The sequence below is a fragment of the Paenibacillus radicis (ex Gao et al. 2016) genome, from assembly GCF_014641555.1.
In the GTDB taxonomy this organism is placed as follows: domain Bacteria; phylum Bacillota; class Bacilli; order Paenibacillales; family Paenibacillaceae; genus Pristimantibacillus; species Pristimantibacillus radicis.
Genome location: NZ_BMHY01000005.1, coordinates 146,379 through 165,366 on the forward strand (window position 1 = coordinate 146,379; position 18,988 = coordinate 165,366).

At 49.4% G+C, this 18,988-nt stretch carries 14 protein-coding genes; 11 read left to right on the forward strand and 3 right to left on the reverse strand.

The genetic code is table 11. The annotated features are described in order from the left end of the window. Positions 1–29 precede the first annotated feature (29 nt). From IEX98_RS14750 to IEX98_RS14775, 6 genes are all read left to right on the forward strand, one after another. Positions 30–6,320 (forward strand): cadherin-like beta sandwich domain-containing protein, encoded by a 6,291-nt coding sequence (locus IEX98_RS14750; RefSeq protein ID WP_188889975.1) that lies wholly within the window; start codon positions 30–32, stop codon positions 6,318–6,320. Positions 6,321–6,499: 179 nt separating this feature from the next. Next, complete coding sequence (locus tag IEX98_RS14755) at positions 6,500–7,006, forward strand: MerR family transcriptional regulator (RefSeq protein WP_188889976.1); 507 nt, start codon at positions 6,500–6,502, stop codon at positions 7,004–7,006. Continuing rightward, the gene (locus IEX98_RS14760; protein ID WP_188889977.1) at positions 7,003–7,446 is read left to right on the forward strand and encodes an SRPBCC family protein; all 444 of its coding nucleotides are present in this window, start codon (positions 7,003–7,005) and stop codon (positions 7,444–7,446) included. The genes IEX98_RS14755 and IEX98_RS14760 overlap by 4 nt, the downstream gene beginning before the upstream one ends. A 73-nt stretch (positions 7,447–7,519) precedes the next feature. Further along, a complete protein-coding gene (locus IEX98_RS14765; protein ID WP_229692195.1) occupies positions 7,520–7,786 on the forward strand; it encodes an SRPBCC domain-containing protein in 267 nt (88 codons plus the stop codon). A gap of 171 nt (positions 7,787–7,957) precedes the next feature. Next, positions 7,958–8,932, forward strand: coding sequence for a helix-turn-helix transcriptional regulator (locus IEX98_RS14770; protein WP_188889979.1), 975 nt, complete (start codon positions 7,958–7,960; stop codon positions 8,930–8,932). 86 nt (positions 8,933–9,018) lie between these two features. Beyond that, positions 9,019–9,540, forward strand: coding sequence for a DinB family protein (locus IEX98_RS14775; protein WP_188889980.1), 522 nt, complete (start codon positions 9,019–9,021; stop codon positions 9,538–9,540). A gap of 54 nt (positions 9,541–9,594) precedes the next feature. On the opposite strand, the gene IEX98_RS14780 is transcribed toward IEX98_RS14775, so the two are convergent. From IEX98_RS14780 to IEX98_RS14790, 3 genes are all read right to left on the reverse strand, one after another. Further along, positions 9,595–10,569, reverse strand: coding sequence for an Ldh family oxidoreductase (locus tag IEX98_RS14780; RefSeq protein WP_188889981.1), 975 nt, complete (start codon positions 10,567–10,569; stop codon positions 9,595–9,597). A gap of 220 nt (positions 10,570–10,789) precedes the next feature. Continuing rightward, positions 10,790–11,917, reverse strand: a complete 1,128-nt coding sequence (gene nspC / locus IEX98_RS14785; protein ID WP_188889982.1) for a carboxynorspermidine decarboxylase — start codon at positions 11,915–11,917, stop codon at positions 10,790–10,792. A gap of 1 nt (position 11,918) precedes the next feature. After that, complete coding sequence (locus IEX98_RS14790) at positions 11,919–13,157, reverse strand: saccharopine dehydrogenase family protein (RefSeq protein ID WP_188889983.1); 1,239 nt, start codon at positions 13,155–13,157, stop codon at positions 11,919–11,921. A gap of 803 nt (positions 13,158–13,960) precedes the next feature. Between IEX98_RS14790 and hprK the strand changes: the two genes are divergently transcribed. The 5 genes from hprK to IEX98_RS14815 all read left to right on the forward strand — a co-directional run bounded on the left by hprK (position 13,961) and on the right by IEX98_RS14815 (position 18,884). Then, the gene (gene hprK, locus IEX98_RS14795; protein ID WP_188889984.1) at positions 13,961–14,878 is read left to right on the forward strand and encodes an HPr(Ser) kinase/phosphatase; all 918 of its coding nucleotides are present in this window, start codon (positions 13,961–13,963) and stop codon (positions 14,876–14,878) included. 225 nt (positions 14,879–15,103) lie between these two features. Next, on the forward strand, positions 15,104–15,913 hold the full coding sequence (locus IEX98_RS14800) for a transporter substrate-binding domain-containing protein (protein WP_188889985.1): 810 nt from the start codon (positions 15,104–15,106) through the stop codon (positions 15,911–15,913). A 29-nt stretch (positions 15,914–15,942) separates the two neighbouring features. Then, positions 15,943–16,965 carry an MsnO8 family LLM class oxidoreductase gene (locus IEX98_RS14805; RefSeq protein ID WP_188889986.1) on the forward strand — a complete coding sequence of 341 codons (1,023 nt, stop codon included), beginning with the start codon at positions 15,943–15,945 and terminating at the stop codon, positions 16,963–16,965. A gap of 32 nt (positions 16,966–16,997) precedes the next feature. Continuing rightward, complete coding sequence (locus IEX98_RS14810) at positions 16,998–18,320, forward strand: LLM class flavin-dependent oxidoreductase (protein ID WP_188889987.1); 1,323 nt, start codon at positions 16,998–17,000, stop codon at positions 18,318–18,320. Between the two features lie 30 nt (positions 18,321–18,350). Further along, entirely contained in the window at positions 18,351–18,884 is a 534-nt protein-coding gene (locus IEX98_RS14815; RefSeq protein ID WP_188889988.1) for a GNAT family N-acetyltransferase, read from the forward strand. Positions 18,885–18,988 lie beyond the last annotated feature (104 nt).

An 18,988-nucleotide genomic window follows, 5' to 3' on the forward strand; every position in this document is an offset into this window, starting at 1 on the left:
CTAAAAAGTACATATGGAGGTTTAATAAAATGAGGTTTTCAGTACAGCGAATATATCGCGTTTTGCTCATTCAGTTAATTGGGATCATGTTTATAGTATCTATCCCGCTGCATCCCGCTCAGGCAGCTCCGGGCTTCGCAGGCGGTGATGGCACTCCCGGCTCTCCGTATTTAATCGAGAATGCCAGCCAATTTAATGAGATCCGTAATAATATTAATGCTTATTATAGGCTAACTCAGGACATTGATCTATCATCATACGCCTCATCGGAAGGAGGGAGGGGCTGGCGGCCGATTGAAGGTTATTTTGCAGGTCAACTGGATGGTGGGGGTCATGGGATTACAGGCTTGTCTATTCATCGGGGCGATGAAAACAATATCGGTTTATTCCAGTATATCAGGGGTAATGTTAGTCATTTGAGTATTGTGCAGGCTGACGTCACAGGCAATGACAATACTGGTATTTTAGCCGGCAGCCTGTATATGGGCACCATAGAAGATGTACATGTCTCTGGACATGTAGAGGGAGGCTCTCATGTTGGAGGCCTGGCCGGAGATGTTCAGCATTCACAGGTGCAGGTATCGGGGGCAGCCGCATCTGTTAAAGGAAATGGCAGCCATGTGGGCGGGTTGATTGGGGCTGTCTCCAACTCGACCAATACCTTCTCCATCACAGACAGCTACGCCGAGGGCAATGTTGAGGGACACGATATGTATACCGGCGGACTAATCGGATTTCTGTTCTCGGGAACGGTGGAACGCAGTTATGCCTCGGGAGATGTTGCAGGGGCTAACGAAACGGGCGGACTGATAGGGACGGCTTATGCTGGAAGCGTCATCCGGGACAGCTTCGCGCTAGGTAAGGTTAGCGGGAATCAGACAGTCGGCGGGTTCACAGGTCATATTTACGAATCTGATATTAGCCAGTCCTACTCCGCAGGTACCGTAACTGGCAACAGCAACGTGGGCGGATTTGCCGGATATACGTACAACTGGACATCCAATCAATTGTATTGGAATACTGATGCCTATGGGTGGGCTTTTGGCTTTAGTGCGAGGAGCATTACTGGAATTTCGGGAATCAACTTGCTCAAAGCTTCTAGCTACGGGGGCTTCGACTTCAGTAGCAAATGGGCAATTGCCGAGGGCAAGAGTTATCCCTATTTGCGCGGTAATGCACCTTTATGGCTGAACAATTTGACTTTAACTCCAAACGCTGGAACGGCGGGTAATATCGCACCTGCCTGGCAGCCTCATATCTACCAGTATGATTTGAGTGTAACCAGCAGCGTAACTTCTCTGACAGCTGTTCCGGCTGTTGCCAATGCAGGAGCAATTGTAGAGGTCTCTGGAATGAATGGACTTACTACAGGAATCAATGCGGCAACAGTCACAATAAAAGATTCTAAGGGAGTACGATCTTCCAAAGTTTACGCTATCCAGATTCATAAACTCGCTTCGTCTAATTTGTCTTCCGACGCCAGCTTGTCAGACTTGCGGATTGACGGAGCTCCAATAGCCGGATTCAGCGGCAATACGCTTTCTTATAGAGCAGTCGTTCCAAACGCAACTACATCTGTGACGATAACGGCAACACCTAATCATCCTGATGCTACCTTTACGGTTACAGGGGGAACTGCTCTCAATCTGGGAGATAACACAGCAACAATCAGAGTGGCAGCATCTGACGGGACAACCCGAACGTATACGCTTACGATTGAACGAAATCGTTTTGCGGGAGGCAACGGGACGGAGGCTTCTCCTTATCTCATCCAGAGTGCCAGCCAGTTTAATGATATCCGTAACGATTATCAGAAAGCTTACCGGCTTATTGCGGATATAGATCTATCCGCTTACGCAACGGCAAATGGCGGCGATGGATGGGAACCGATTTATTTTGAAGGGATTCTGCAAGGCAATGGACATGTAATTAAAGGTCTAAAGATCAATCGACCGGGTGAAAACGTAATAGGCTTATTCCAATATATTTATCTCGGCAGCGTATCCGATTTGAGCATTGTGCAGGCTAACGTAGTTGGAGGGAACGATGTTGGCATCCTTGCGGGGCTTCATAACTCCAACACGATTACAAATGTACGGACATCGGGCTCGGCTGTGGGAAATAATAATGTGGGAGGACTTGTCGGAAGCTTTCATAGCGGAACGATTAAGGCCAGCAGCTCCACTGCAACGGTCACGGGCAGCGGCGAAGCGGTTGGCGGTTTGGTCGGACAGGGTTATTCCACGATTGAAACCAGTTATTCGGAGGGGAATGTACACGGCTTAAGCAAGGTTGGCGGTTTGGTCGGCGAAGCGGTTGGCTCAATGATTTCGAATAGCTTTGCTATAGGGGAAGTAAAAGCGGATACGGCTTCCGCTGGCGGATTAATTGGCCGCAGCAATCAAGGAACTTATACGAATTTATACGCTGCAGGGAAGGTTCAAGGAAGCAGTGCTGTTGGCGGTCTGGTAGGCACTCGGACAAACTCAACCTTCACAAGAGGATATTGGAATACAACGACGACTGGCCAAACCTTGGGAGCGGGCTCAGGTACGGCTACCGGATTGACAGGATATACGACAGCGCAGATGAAATCCAGCAGCAGCTTCAGCGGCTGGGATTTCAGCAGTATCTGGAGCATTGCTTCAACAACGACGCCTTATTTGCGCAGTGCGCCGCTGCCGTTATGGCTTACTAGTCTGACGGTTACGGGTAATACAGGTGCGGCTGGCAGCGTATCCGCATTCGATAATTTATCGCGGACACTTACCGTAGGTGTGGCGGCTGATGTGCAGAGCGTTACCATCTCGGGAACCGCAGTTGATCCTTCAGCTGTTGTGACCGCGAGCGGAGGCGCGAATTTGTCTTCCGGCTCCAATCCGGTCGTCGTAACCGTTAAGGGGGTTGACGGCTACAATAGTCTTGAGTATCGGTTAAACGTAATGCGGGCCGATCCGTCTGTGGGCGGGCTCAGTGATATAACGTTATCTTCCGGTACGCTTAGTCCCGCATTCGCAGAAGCGACGACAGGCTATTCGGTCAGCGTTCCCTATACAACGTCTACACTGGCCGTTATCCCTTCTGTCAGCAATGCCGGGTCCACCGTTAAAATAAACGGTACTGCCGTTACTAGCGGTCAGCCTAGCGGAAATATTGCACTTACAGCAGGTACAAGCACGGTTATTACGATAGAGGTTACTTCTCAGGATGGAACAAATACGAAAAGCTACACACTGACGGTGACAAGAGCTGCCGGCAGTGCAAATGCTAATCTGAGCGCGTTGACGACAACTGGGGGAGCGCTAAGCCCGACATTCTCCGCTGCTACGACATCCTATGCCGCTGCAGGTGTGGCAAATACGACTACCAGCGTTACGGTACGCCCGACAACAGCGGATTCTACGGCGGCAGTGACAGTTAGCGTGAATGGGGGCACTGCTGTATCCGTAACAAGCGGTCAAAACAGCTCGGCGCTTGCCCTTAACGTAGGAGCTAATACGATAGAAATTACGGTAACGGCTCAGGATGGAACGATTAAACGATATTCGATTTCTGTAACGCGTGCCGCAAGTACGGTTACAACATTAAGCGGACTGATGGTATCTTCCGGAGCGCTTAATCCTGCCTTTTCTTCTACTCGTGCTTCCTATACAGCAACGGCGGCGAGCAGTTACGCTAGTGTGACGGTAAAGCCTACGGCAACTTTTGCAGGTGCGACAATTACAGTATCGGTCAACGGAAGTGATCCGGTTGCTGTGATAAGCGGGGCAGATAGCACGGCTTTGCCTTTAGTTACCGGCTCCAATTCGATTGAGATTAAAGTGCTTGCTCAAGATGGTGTTTCATCCCGAACCTATACGATTGCTTTGACAAGAAGCGCGAGCTCAGCAAGTGACTTGACGTCGTTTAGTTTTGAAGGTTTATCGCCTGCAGTAATCGGGACAATTAATGGAACGAATGTTTCGCTGACCGTTCCATACGGAACGAATGTCGGACAGCTGGCGGCGACCTTTGCAAACTCAGCTGCATCTACGGTAACAGTGGGAGGCGTGACGCAGACTAGCGGTGTAACGACTAATAATTTTACATCGCCTGTCTTATACAAGGTAACTGCGGAGAATGGTACAACAACTAAGACCTACACGGTGACGGTTACGATAGCATCGAACACTGAGAACGAGCTGACGTCGTTCAGCTTTGCTGGACTGACGCCTGCAGTAGCGGGTGTGATCAGCGGCAATGATGTGACGCTGACTGTGCCCTACGGAACGGACGTTAGCGCGTTGGTAGCGACGTTTAGCAGTTCGGCAGGTTCAACAGTTAAGGTAGGCAATGCCGCTCAAGTGAGTGAATTGACTGCAAACGACTATATGTCTCCGGTGGTTTACACCGTGACAGCTCAGAATGGAAGTACGCATAATTACAAGGTGACGGTTACGATAGCATCAAACACGGAGAAAGAATTGATGTCATTTAGCTTTGCTGGTCTTACACCTGCAGTGACGGGAGCGATCAGTGGAAATAATGTGACACTGACCGTGCCTTATGGAACGGACGTTAGTGCATTAGTGGCAACGTATAGCAGTTCGGCGGGTTCAACAGTTAAGATAGGCAATTCCGCTCAAGTGAGTGGAGCGACTGCAAATAACTATACGTCTCCGGTAGTTTACACCGTAACGGCGCAGGATGGAAGTGCGCAAGATTACACGGTGAATGTTGTAGTAGCATCGAACACAGCAAAGGAACTGACATCGTTCAGTTTTGCTGGACTGACACCTGCAGTAACAGGAACAATCAACGGCAATAACGTAACACTGACCGTGCCTTATGGAACGGACGTTAGTGCATTAGTGGCAACGTATAGCAGTGCGGCAGGCTCAACAGTGAAGGTAGGAACTGTCGCTCAGACAAGCGGAGTGACCACGAACGACTTCGCGTCACCAGTAATCTATACCGTCATTGCTCAAGATGGTAGCACGAAGAACTACAAGGTGACGGTTACGATAGCATCAAATACAGCAAAGGAACTGACGTCGTTCAGCTTTGCTGAACTGACACCTGTGGTGGTCGGAACTATTAACGGCAACAATGTAGCGCTGACCTTACCATACGGAACAAACGTTAGCGCATTAGTGGCGACGTTTAGCAATTCGGCAGGCTCAACAGTGAAGGTAGGAATTGTCGCTCAGACAAGTGGAGTGACCGCGAACGACTTCGCGTCACCAGTAATCTATACCGTCATTGCTCAAGATGGCAGCACAAAGAGCTATACGGTAACCGTCACGATAGCGGCAAATCCGTCACCTGGCGGCGGTAATGGAGGCAGCGGAGGCACTGGCGGCAGTGGCAGTGATACCGGACCGAAGGATTATGATGAGATCATAATAAAAGCGGGGCAATTCGGAAGCTTCACACGTACTGGCGAAATCAGCCTTTCCATTCCGAGCGGCGCATTTGAACAGGATGTAACATTACAATTGAGAAAGATCACCGACACAACGAAGCTAGTGAATCATGGCGAACGGCTAGTTGGCCCGGTTTACGAAGTGTTGAGAAAATCATCAGGTAATGCCATGAAAAAAATGCTGCTAACACTAAATTTTGATTCTGCCTTAATCAATAAAAACGAGAAGCCCGCTATTTTCTATTACGATGAGCTAAATAAGAAATGGATAGAGCTTGGCGGTATTGTTGAGGGCAATAGTGTTACTGTGGAAACGAATCAGTTCGCCAAGTTTGCTGTGCTGGCCGTTCGTAAAAATTCGGATGGCGGGACAACGTCTCCGCAGTTTACGGACATAGAGGGGCATTGGGCTGCATCTGCAATTATTCAGGCAGCATCGAGAGGCATTACTTCCGGATATTCCGATGGCTCATTCCGGCCTAATGCTCCAATTACAAGAGCGGAATTTGCAGTATTGCTGGTTAAGGCGCTTCATATTCAAGGTGAAGGAGCGCAATTGCAATTCAGTGATAATAAAGCGATTGGGGATTGGGCGAAATATTATATTGCCCTGGCGGTTAAGGAAGGAATTATTAACGGTTACTCGGACGGTACCTTCCGCCCTCAGGGGTTCATTACACGTGCTGAAATGGCAGTCATGCTGGCCAATGTCCAGCATACGAAGCCTGAGACAGCTGCAGTGACAACATTTGCGGACGATGCGGATATTCCGGCTTGGTCCAAGGGAGCAATTAAGGAGATCGCTGAGCAAGGAATCGTACAAGGAAGAGGCGGCAATAAATATGCACCGATGGCTACAGCCTCACGAGCGGAAGCGATTGTAGTTCTTTTAAAGCTAATTCAAAACGGAGATTAGTTACCAACAACCATTAACGACCAATAAATCGTTGATGGTTTTTTTTCTCTTCATAGAGCCAGCGTAGATGGTGAAAAAACTCTGGCAGAGCGTCATGTTTCCGCTTGCACCTTACGTTACGTAATGTTTTACAATAGAGCTACCGGTACATAGCTAGCGCCAAAGAGTGGGGATGGTTGATGAAGAGACATTGGAAGGTTGGAGATCTGGCCAAACTGACGGGGCTTACCGTGCGAACCTTGCGGTTTTATGATCAAATCGGGTTGTTCTCCCCGTCGGGACAAACAGAATCCGGCCACAGGCTGTACAATGAATTGGACTTGTCGAGATTGCAGCAGATCCTATCGCTTAAGGAGCTGGGGTTGCCTCTCGAGGAGATCAAGTCGGTCTTATCGGGCGGGCAAATCAGTCCGCTTGAAATCTTGAGTCTGCAGATCAACCAAATTAATGAACAAATCAAACTGCAGCAGAAACTATTGGAGCAGCTTAGACATGTATCCAAGCTAATGCAGGGCAAGGCAGAGTTATCGGTTGAAGATTTTACGAGCCTTCTGCAAGCGATGAAGATGGAATTTGAGAAACCGGTCATTGAGCGGCAAGCGAGTTGGGAGCGACATTTGGACCTGCTGGGAGACTTTCTTGCCGAGGAGAGCGGGATTCCGAAACATAAGGAGGAAAAACAATGAAAGACCGATTCGTTAAGCATGGAACTTTTGTCGTCGAGCGGACTTATGCCGCTTCGCCGGAGAAGGTTTATCACGCATGGGCTGATCCAATTGCCAAAGCCAAGTGGTTTTCCAAACCAGAAATCTTCGATTTCCAGGTCGGCGGCCGCGAGTACAGCAACGGCGGGCCCCCGGACGGGCCAATCTTCACCTTCGATGCCAGCTACCAGGAGCTTGTTCCAGAGCAGCGTATTGTCTATACGTACACACTGGATTCGGATGGTATACGCATCTCTGTCTCAATCACGACGATCGAGCTTATTAAGGTGGAAGGCGGTACGAAGCTGATCTTCACAGAGCAAGGTGCGTTCTTTGATGGACACGATACGCTAGAAGTCCGGGAACATGGTACAAACATCATGTTGGACCTACTGGGCAAGGTGGTAGATGCAGGAGCATGACTATAGGTGAAAAGGGTTCACGAATACGTTTCACGAGTGCGATTTGAGGCCGGGAGGTACGTGGCTGTTCACCATGCATGGACCAGATGGCGTGGATTATCCTAACCACGATGTCTTTGTTGAGATCGAGCCACAGGAGCGGGTCTTAATAGATCATCTATCCGGCCATAAATTTCGGGTAACGGCTGCCTTTGAGAGACTCGATGGCCGCACTAGGGTCACCTTTCGTCAATTTTTCGAGAATGAAGAGGAGTTCGAACAAGCTAAGCCGATCTGCAAAGAAGCTAATGAACAGCAGCTTGACCGACTTGGCAAGCTGCTGGAGGAATGGGCCTGCTAGCTTTGCAAAAGTGATACCGGCTGTTCTTGAAAGAACGCTGCTTACTTGATAGCACTAATAACTATCGCTGTTCACGTCCCTGTCGGGAATCGGACGGCGATTTTTCCATTTTATTGAATGATTTAGCTTTGTTCAGTAAAATAATAGGAAAATCAGAAGAGGGTGCTCGCGGTGGCCAAATGGGATAATATGCTGTCCATGCTATGGATGCTGCGATCCGGAAAGAAGCTTACTGCCGCACAGATCGCGGACAGTTTGGAGATTAGCGTCCGTACTGTTTATCGGTATATCGACGCATTATGCGCCAGTGGTGTACCCGTCGTTGCAGAATCCGGCCATGATGGAGGCGTACGCATTCTGGAAAGCTTCAAGGAGACGCCACTGTTCTTCAACACCGTAGAGCTGAAGGCGCTTGTAGACGCATTCAAATTTGCACAAGGTGCCGGGTATCCTTATACAGAGGAGCTGGAAAGCGCGCTGAAGAAGGTGGAAAGCGGGCTGCATGAAGAGCAGCGCCATGAGCTGACCCGTCAGACAAGCGGTTTGGATGTAATTGCTCCAGTACTTCCGCCATCCGTCGTTCCGTTGTTAAGGGATCTGGAGCAAGCGGAGAAGGACGGACGAACCGTTCGTATCGCTTATCGCAAAGCGAATGTGGAGCAGGCTGAAGAACGTGAGGTCGATCCGCATGGGTTGGCTTATGACCGAAACCTCTGGTACGCTGTTGCGTTCTGCCATCGTTCACAAGCGGTGCGGACGTTCCGTGTGGACCGCATCACAAGGCTGGAACAGACGGAAGCGTACTTTGAAAAGCCAGAGCGTTTCTCCGCGTCTGCTTATTTCCGTGACCAATCGGAACAGGGTAGAGAATCAGACGGACCACTGATCGTTATTCGCATAGAGGGAGAGCCGGACACACTCAACGCGGTTTGCGGTCATTGGCATCTGAGGCACTATTTGCAGGAAAGAACCGATCGTGAAGCACGGTTTCTGCTGGATATTCCAACGATGGACAAGTATCTGCCTATGTATATGCTGACATTCGGAACGGCCATTCGTATTCTGGAGCCGCTCGAGCTGAAGCATCGAATTCAGGAAATGGCACACGGAATCGCAAAACATTATGAAGCGGATTCCAATCACTGACATCGTTTGTCAGTGAACCTTGTATAAGATGTAGATAAGGCTATAGCAGCCAAACGACAACGTACAAAGGAAAGGTGTGTTTAATCATGCTTCAACAATCCCATCAATTGTATGAATATCATGTTTGGGCGAATGATCAGCTGTTCGCTCACTTAGAACAACTTCCAGAGGCTGTATTTCATGCAGAGGTGACGAGCGTCTTCTCTTCCGTGGCACAAACGTTAGGTCATATCTATAGGTTCGAGCAGCTCTACATGCATGTGCTCGCAGAAGCTCCCAATGAGGAAATTTTTGCGAGGATGCCAGGCTGGACGGAGGAAGCGACAGGGAGGACAGTGGAGGAGATGCGGCAGCTGTTCGCCGATGTCACCGAACAATTCCGTGATTTGCTGAGGCGTACGCCCGACCCGGACAAAGCAATGACCATTCACCATCCGAAGTACGGCAGTCTCGATACTCGTTTTTCCGACATCCTGCAGCATGTAGTCAACCACGGGACGTACCATCGGGGCAATGTGACGGCGATGCTGAGGCAGCAAGGGTATACCGGCGTCCCGACCGATTATATGTTTTATTTGCTGGCACGGCAGGGAAGCCAGTTGCTTTAATAATTGGAACTGTAGGAGCTGTTGCGCTGCGACAAGCTCCTCTCTTGCTTATCGCTAATGCAAGCCATATCCCTCAAGGGTTGCAACAAGTGAAGACGGAAGGTTGATTTCCACTTCATCCTCAGTAAAGCTGCCGCCAGGGATATAAATACCTTTGGAGGACAATCGTTCGATCTGTGCCGCCATTCGAGCTGAAAAATCAGGAGCGAGCAGTTCGGGATTTAGGGCAACAATAAACAGGCCTGCACCAGGCGATTGACTCCCCTCCTCAAAGGATGGAGCATCAAGTGACCAGTTCGCGCCTGTCGTCCCTGCCGCCAGTATTTCGACCATGAGTGCGATATTAGCACCACGAGCACCCCCGAAAGCAAGTAAAGCTCCCTTAATTGCTTCACGTGAATCTATCGTGGTTTGTCCATTCTCATCGATAGCCCAGCCTTCGGGGATCATCTCCCCCCGCTTTGCTGCCTCCCGAATATGGACAAACGCCGTGGCGCTAGATGCTTGGTCGATCACCAAGGGTGGTCTGTTGTCGACAGGCGCGGCGAATGCGAGCGGATTCGTGCCATAGACAGCCTCACTGCTCTGTCCCGCAGCCATTAATGCAGAGCCATTGGTTGCTGCCAGCGCTACTAATCCTTTGTGGGCCAGCCTCCTTACGTAATAGCCTAGCTCTCCAGCCGTATAGCTGTTTTGTAACGAAAATACGGTTACACCATAAGTGCTTGCCCGTATTCGCAATTCTTCGAATGCACGATCAAAACCAAGCTGCGCGATGCCTCCCTGGGCATCGACTTGAATAAGAGCCGGAGCTGGGAAGAAGATCGCAGGCTCTGCTGTGCCATTAATGCGACCATGCAATAAACCTTCCAGATAATCGGGAAGATGAGCAAATCCAACTGAACGCCGACCCGAACATTCCGCAGCGACTGTTGCTTCGGCTAGAGAGATTGCCATCGCTTCACTTGCGCCAGCGGCAACACACACGCGTATAGCGAGCTCCCTTGCACGCTTAAGATCATATCGCATCGGCTATCATCCTGATATTCGACGGAATTAGCCCGAGTCTTTTCCTGTTTACTGCTGCATGACTACCTCTTCGCATTTCATCACGCTCCCTGCTGAATTTCCTTCATAATAAATACATTTTTTATAATTATATCATGGAAATATCGTAGCTCCGATGCGAGTCAATTAAACGAAAAAAGCCTTAACCCCGAAATATAAGGGTTAAGGCTTCCTTTATTCATTAAGCTAGACGCGTCTTAAAGTCCTGATAGCCGAACTCGCGAACGACGCGGCAGTTGCCGTCTTTTTCTTGCACGGCGATGGCGGGCAGCGGCATACCGTTGAAAGTATTGGTTTTAACCATGGTATAGATCGCCATATCACCAAATACTAATCTGTCGCCGTTCTTTAGAGGCTGATCGAAGGAGTAATCTCCGATGACATCGCCCGTCAGGCAGGTTGGACCGCCAAGTCGATACGTATACGGCTTCTCGCCCGGTTCGCCGGAACCGAAGAGCGGCGGACGATACGGCATTTCCAGAACATCTGGCATATGGCATGTAGCCGACGTGTCCACAATCGCAATCTCGATACCGTTCCGATTCATATCCAGGACGGAGGTAACCAGATAGCCCGCATTGAGCGCGACGGCTTCTCCCGGTTCAAGGTAAACCTTGAGGCCGTAATTTTCTTGCATTCTTCGAATACAAGCTTCGAGCCTTGGAATGTCATAGTCTTCTCTTGTAATATGATGACCGCCGCCGAAATTGATCCATTCCATTTGCGGCAGCCATTGCCCGAACTTTTCTACCACAGCATTGAGCGTGGTCTCCAAATCATCCGAGTTCTGTTGGCACAGCGTATGGAAGTGCAGTCCCGAAACGCCCTCAAGCAGTTCTGGCTGGAAGTCTTCCAATCTCACACCAAATCTTGATCCTGGCGAACACGGATCATAGATTTCATGGCCCACTTGCGTCGAGCACTCTGGATTAATGCGGATGCCTATTTTCCGGCCGGCAGCAAGAGCTTTCGCTTTATACTTTTCCAGCTGGGAGAAGGAGTTGAAAATAATATGATCGCAAATAGAAACGATCTCGTCGATCTCATCTTCGCGGTAGGCAGGGGAAAAGACATGATTTTCTTTTCCCATTTCCTCTTGACCCAGTCGCGCTTCGTACAAACCGCTCGCAGTCGTGCCGCTCAAATGTTTTCCAATGAGAGGATACATGGTCGTCATGGAAAAAGCTTTTTGCGCCAAAATAATCTTGGCTCCTGTACGCTCCATAATACCGCTCAAAATGTTTAAGTTTTTCTCGATCAGGGCTTCATCAACTACGTAACAGGGTGTAGGTAGCTCCTCGAACCGCATCTTAGCGAACGAGCTCCGGCTTTTTCGTATCTTCAGGCAATGTATCAACCAGCACTGGATTGAAGTCTTCTACCCAAGGAAGTCCCCATTTGTTCAGCTCTTCCATGAATGGATCTGGATTGAACTCTTCAACATTGTATACACCCGGTTTATTCCATTTGCCAGTCATAACCATCGCTGCACCGATCATGGCAGGAACGCCAGTTGTGTAGGAGATGGCTTGGGAGCCCACTTCTTTATAGCACTCTTGGTGGTCGCAAATATTGTAGACATAGTACGTTTTGTCTTGACCGTCTTTTTTACCTTTGAAAATGCAGCCGATGTTCGTTTTGCCCACTGTACGAGGTCCCAGGGAAGCCGGGTCCGGAAGTACAGCTTTCAGGAATTGAAGCGGAATGATTTGTTTGCCTTCGTATTCGATTGGTTCGATAGAAGTCATGCCTACGTTCTCAAGCGCCTTCAAGTGCATGAGGTAGCTTTGGCCGAACGTCATGAAGAAACGGATCCGTTTCAAGCCAGGAATGTTTTGTGCAAGGGATTCCAGCTCTTCGTGGTAAAGCAGGTACATGTCTTTTTCGCCAACTTCAGCGAAGTCGTACGTACGTTTGATTTCCATCGGCTTCGTTTCGATCCATTCGCCGTTTTCCCAGTAGCGTCCGTTAGCGGATACTTCACGGATGTTGATCTCCGGGTTGAAGTTGGTTGCGAACGGATAGCCGTGGTCGCCGCCGTTGCAATCCAGAATGTCGATATATTCGATTTCGTCAAAATAATGCTTTAGCGCATAAGCCGAGAATACGCCAGTTACGCCTGGGTCAAAGCCGCTGCCGAGCAGAGCTGTGATGCCCGCTTGTTCAAAGCGCTCGCGGTAGTCCCATTGCCATTTGTATTCGAACTTCGCCGTATCTTCCGGCTCGTAGTTTGCTGTATCCATGTAGTTTGTCTTAGTAGCCAAGCAAGCATCCATGATCGTCAGATCCTGATAAGGCAGAGCCAGGTTCATTACGATATCCGGTTTCACTTCGTTGATCAGAGCGATCAGCTCTTCAACATTGTTTGCATCGACTTGTGCAGTCGTAATTTTTGTTTTGCCGCCATCCAATTTAGCTTTCAGCTCATCGCATTTGGACTTTGTACGGCTGGCGATGCAGATTTCCTCAAATACTTCGCTGTTTTGAACGCATTTATGAATTGCTACTGCTGCTACGCCTCCGGCGCCGATGACTAGTGCTTTTCCCATTGTTCAATCTCCTCACCCAAATAAAGTATTTTTTATGCAAAACGGCAACAAAAAAAGCAAGCGAAACACGCCTCATGCGCATCACACTTGCTTTGATATTTAACATATTAGAAGACATGACTGGACAAATTTCTTGCGTGCTCGTCAGTCAGCCATAAAACTCATCGTTTCATGGAGAAGCCTTCAATATTCAAATATCATGTTAGGATCAGAGTCTATATAGCAAATAATTACTTTTACCACTCTTATTGACCGTTTCACAAGTTGACGTGCATATGCACTGGTTGTAAAGTAACCAACTTATAAAATTTGAGCTTTTAACTCAATCAATAAGGCAACGAAAGTTGCCAATCGGCATTTGACCCGGCTGTCCGTATGGCCTTAACTTCATGGTGGAAGTGGTCAAAGATTATCTGCTTGGAAAGATCCTACATGACTGAATATTAGCTTTCCAAAATCATACCTCTGTATAATAGCAGGATAAAGTTTATTGAGCAAGAAAAATTTTTTGGGAAAGGTTATTTTATTTGCGGGTGTCCAAATTGCTGCGTTGTACAAGTGGATGCTCCTATAGTTTACCCGCATTTCAAGCTAGGATTTATGGTAATATTAGTACACGAGATTGCCATTTTTATTGAGTAATGACGCTAAATCCTAGACATTTCCGACAAGTAATTGTTTTGCTGAAACCATATCGACAACAAGGCCGTCAGGAAGTTAATCTGACGGCCTTGCTTCACAGGCAGTTTATGTTTTTTTTGTAAAGATGAGCAGGAGTACGTCCTGTAGAGAGGGGAGAGCGCATGAAAACAATTACAGTGAAACGTCTAACTGAAGCGTTCCAATTGGAAGTACTTGCGGGAGCCGACCGGATGGATCGCGTCATTTCCCGTCCGCGGACGCATAGACCGGGACTTGAGTTTGTAGGGTATTTTGATTTTTTTCCTATGGAGCGGGTACAGGTTCTTGGACGCAAGGAGATTAACTATTTATTGACGCTGACGGTAGAAGAGCGCCTGCTTCATATTGGCAACGTAGTCAAATATCATCCGCCATGCTTTATTGTGACTTCAGGACAGCAGGAGATTCCCTATTTGACGCTGTTCTGCGATCAGGAGGGCATACCGCTGCTGCGAACATCGGAGACAACGACCGAGTTTATTGCCAAGCTGGACGGTTATCTGTTGAAAGCCTTGGCGCCCGAGTTGTCGATTCACGGTGTTTGCGTAAACGTCTCAGGCATAGGCATTCTGCTGCGCGGCAAATCGGGAATTGGCAAGAGTGAAACGGCCCATACCCTTATTAGAAGAGGGCATCGATTTGTTGCGGACGATATCGTGGTGCTCAAGAAGCTTGGCCCTTCGACGCTTCTCGGCACACATAATGTGACGGCGCGTGAATTCCTTGCTTTGCGCAGCGTTGGACTCATAAATGTTGTGCGCCAGTACGGCCGCAGAGCATTCCAAGATGAAACGCGAATTGTACTCGATATCGAGCTTTCTCCTTGGCAGGAAAATGCTCTGAACAATGAGCTTGAGGTCATCCCTCAATTCACAGAGTATCTTGGCGTTCAAATTCCGCATATTGAAATCCAGCTTCAGCCGGGGCGTGATGTAGCTGGCTTAATCGAAGCGGCGGCGAACAACTGGTATCTGAAGCAGCACGGCTACAGTGCCGTTGATGAGTTCATGAAGCGGGTCGAAGACGGCATGCAGCAGTGATATCTTGCAAATGTTAGGAGAACGAGCAATAGGGCGTTCTCCTTTTTGCTGTCCCTCACCACGCTTCCACTAACATGCCTCTTCCCATAGATAGAGAATTTCAATAGACAAATAGAACTCCTTTATTGGGCAGAGCATTTACTTTTGTCCTGTAAAAGAGTAATTTTAAAGCCGAGTTATCAAATGGGAATTATATACTAAACAGCAACCAGGGGGTAAAGCAGAATGAGAAAGGCCATTTTTTCATTATTATTGGCAGTTTTACTGGCAGCAGCAGTGTCCGCTTGCGGTCAGAGCAGTAACGAGGGAAACAAGGACAAGGACGTCAAAAAGGTAGTAGTAGGCACGGGAACGAAGTTCCCGAAGGTGTTTTTCTTGGACGAAAAAGGAGAGCTGACGGGATTTGATGTGGAGCTGCTGAAAGAAATTGACAAACGTTTGCCGCAATATGAGTTCGAATTTAAGACTTCGGATCTGACAAATCTGTTCCTGAGCTTGAAAACAAACAAGATTGATCTGATTGCTCATCAGCTGGAAAAGAATCCAGAGCGGGAGGCGGAGTACCTGTTCAACGAGCTGCCGTACGCTTACTGGAAGAGCAAAATTATTGTGGCCAAGGACAACAATAATCCCATTCAATCATTGGATGATTTGAAAGGCAAAAAAGCCGTTGTAACAGCGAACAGTGCAGCCGCAACGCTGCTGGAAAACTATAATAAAGCGCATGACAATGCGATCGAAATCGTCTATCAGAGCGGTGCGGCCAATGATATGCTCACGCTGGTCACATCCGGCAGAGTGGACTTCTTCATTGCTCCGGACTTTACGCTCGATATTGTCGATCCGCAGCATCAGTTGAAGGCGGTAGGTGAGCCGCTGAGTGCAACTGATATCCAATATGTATTCCGCAAGGATGACCCGGATTCCAAGGTGCTGGCCGATTCGATCGACGGTGTAATAAAGGAACTGCGCGAAGACGGCACGCTAGCGGCATTGAGTGAAAAGTGGCTCAGTTTTGATGCAACCATTCAATAAATTCATCTAGGTGAGAAGGAGTGTTAGCAATGGCAATCAGACTTGGCATATTGGATCAAAGTGTTGTTTTCCCGGGACTGTCTCCTCAAGATACATTGCGTTATACGGTGGAGCTGGCACAGCTTGCAGAACGGCTTGGCTATGAGAGCTTCTGGGTATCCGAGCATCACGGCACCCCATTCAGCGCAGGACCATCTCCGGAGGTGCTGGCAGCTTATCTGCTGGCTAGCACCTCTAAGATTCGGATTGGATCTGGAGGCGTCATGCTGCAGCACTACAGTCCGTATAAGGTAGCAGAGAACTTTAATGTGCTGTCGACGCTGGCGCCAGGCCGAGTTGATCTTGGTGTTGGCCGGGCTCCGGGCGGGATGCCGCTTGCAACGAAGGCACTGCAGTCCGGCAAGGAGCAGCAGACGCTGGAGGATAAGCTTGCGGAGCTGGATGTGTATCTGTATGGTCCGGCGGGTGAAGAGCATCCGCTTGCGGGTCTGCAGGCTGCGCCGCTGCCTTCGGTGCCGGCGGAGGTCTATGTGCTCGGCACCAGTGCAGATAGCGCAGAGCTGGCTGCCAGACTCGGTTATCGCTATGCTTATGCACTGTCCATTCATAACAATCCTGAAGTTGCGGCAGCTGCTTTTGCTGCCTATCGAGCGCAGTTTCAAGCCCTTCGCGGCAGGCAGCCGGAAGCGCTGCTTGGCATAGCGGTTGTCGTAGCACCTACAGACGAGGAGGCTGCAGAGCTGGCTGGAGAAGGCGTCAATGTCCGCATTACTTTTGAAGATGGACAGACGGTGAACGTCACTTCCCTTGAGCAGGCGGAGATATTCGCCAAGCAGGCCGGAAAAGCCTACACGACGGAGGTTAAAAAGTCCTTTGTTGTGCATGGAAGCCCGGCTTCTGTACGCCAGCAGCTGCTGGAGCTGAAAGAGAAGTATCAGGTGGATGGCTTTATCGCAAGCAATCATATTGCAGATGTAGAGAAGAGATTCCGGTCGTTTGAGCTTCTATATGAGGCTGCTTCAAGCATAGAGCCTTATGCTGTTCAAGCGTAAATATTAATAAATGAAGGGTGAGGTGAGCCCAGATGGGAGCACGCAAACAGTTGAAGCTTGGCGCAATGCTTCAAGGCATTAGCGGCAATGTGGGAGCATGGCGTCATCCGGAGGTTCCGGCTAACGCCAGCGTAAGTTTGAAGTTCTATCAGCAGCAGGCGCTTGCGGCTGAACGCAGTAAATTCGACTTTGTGTTTATCGCGGATGGGCTTTATATAACAGAGCAGTCGATCCCTCATTTTCTAAGCCGCTTTGAGCCCATTACGATTCTGTCGGTCTTGGCGGGTGTAACTACGAGGATTGGTCTTGTGGGCACCTTGTCGACGACGTATAGCGAACCGTTTACGGTGGCCAGACAATTTGGCTCACTGGACCTGATCAGCGATGGCAGAGCAGGCTGGAACGTGGTCACTTCGCCGCTTGCAGGCTCTGAGAAAAATCATAATAACCGCAAGCATCCGAGCCATCCGGAGCGCTATGCAATCGCTGAGGAGCACCTCAGCGTGGTTCGCGGTCTGTGGGATTCCTGGGAGGAAGACGCATTCGTGCGCGATAAGGAATCCGGCGTCTTTTTCGACCCAAGCAAGCTGCACCGCTTGAATCACGAAGGGACATATTTCAAGGTGGAAGGGCCTTTGAATATTGAACGGTCCAAGCAAGGGCAGCCGGTGGTCTTTCAGGCGGGCTCCTCGGAGAGCGGCAAGGATCTGGCCGCAAGAAGCGCGGATGCCGTGTTTACAGCACATGGAAGCATCGAGGAGGCTAAGGCATTCTATAAGGATGTGAAGGAACGGGCTGTGACGTATGGGCGTGTGCCGGATGATATCGTTATCGCGCCCGGTATTTCACCGATTATTGGGCGTACGGCGGAGGAAGCAGAGGCCAAGTATCAGGAAGTTGCCAGCCTTGCGAGCATTGAGCAAGCCATTGAGCATCTAGGCCGTTTTTTCGAGCATCATGATTTTAGCCAATATCCGTTGGATGAACCGTTTCCCGATCTTGGCGAGCTTGGCAAGGACAGCTTCCAGAGCACGACAAATCTGATTAAGCGTCGGGCGAAGGAGGGCGGCTTGACGCTGAGACAGCTCGCTCTTGAACTGGCGACGCCGCGTACGCCGTTTATCGGCACGGCTGTACAAGTGGCCGACACGATCGAGCAGTGGCATCGTGAGGAAGCGGCAGACGGCTTTGTCATTCGCGGCATGCTGCCTAGCTTCTTTGATGAGTTTATCGAGCAGGTAGTACCTTTGCTGCAGGAGCGCGGAATTTTCCGTACGGAGTATGAATCGGATACGTTTAGAGGAAATCTTGGCTTGGCTATTCCAGAGAATCGTTATGCGGTTGAGCGCGTATAAGACTTTCATTTTCGATAGCGGGGTGATTATATGGGAAACGAAGGACTAGTGATTCGTGAGACGACGGCTAGTGATCTGCCGGAAATCGAAAGTCTGCTGCTGGATGCCTATGTGCAATATGCGCAGGTTTTGCCTGAGGAGGTATGGCTAGGCTATAGGGAAGATATTTTGCAAAATGCCCGCAACAACGAGGCTTGGCATAAGCTTCTTGCCGTGTACGAGAATAAGGTAGTGGGCAGCGTCTTTTTGTTTGGGCCATCCTTGACGGAATCGGATATCGTGAAACGCCGGGCTGGTGCCCCCTTTGTCCGCTTGCTGGCCGTTCATCCTTCAGCAAGAGGCAAGGGTGTCGCTACAGCGCTTATCCAGCATTGCGCTCGTATAGCCGCAGACCATGGTAAAGACTTTCTGTATCTGAACACATCGGATATGATGTCGGATGCGGTCCGTCTATATGAGAATCTTGGTTTTGAGCGCATTCCGGAACACGAGCGGAATAATTCGGGGATATGGATTAAAAGCTATAAATTGAATTTGCAAACGACGGGGCTGCTTCATGCCTAGTGCATTGCATGCTGAGGGGAGAGCGTTTCAGTCTTAACGGACTGGGGCGTTCTTTTTTTTATCCGGTAGGGAGTGATTTGCGAGGGTTCGGCGAATTTATTTAA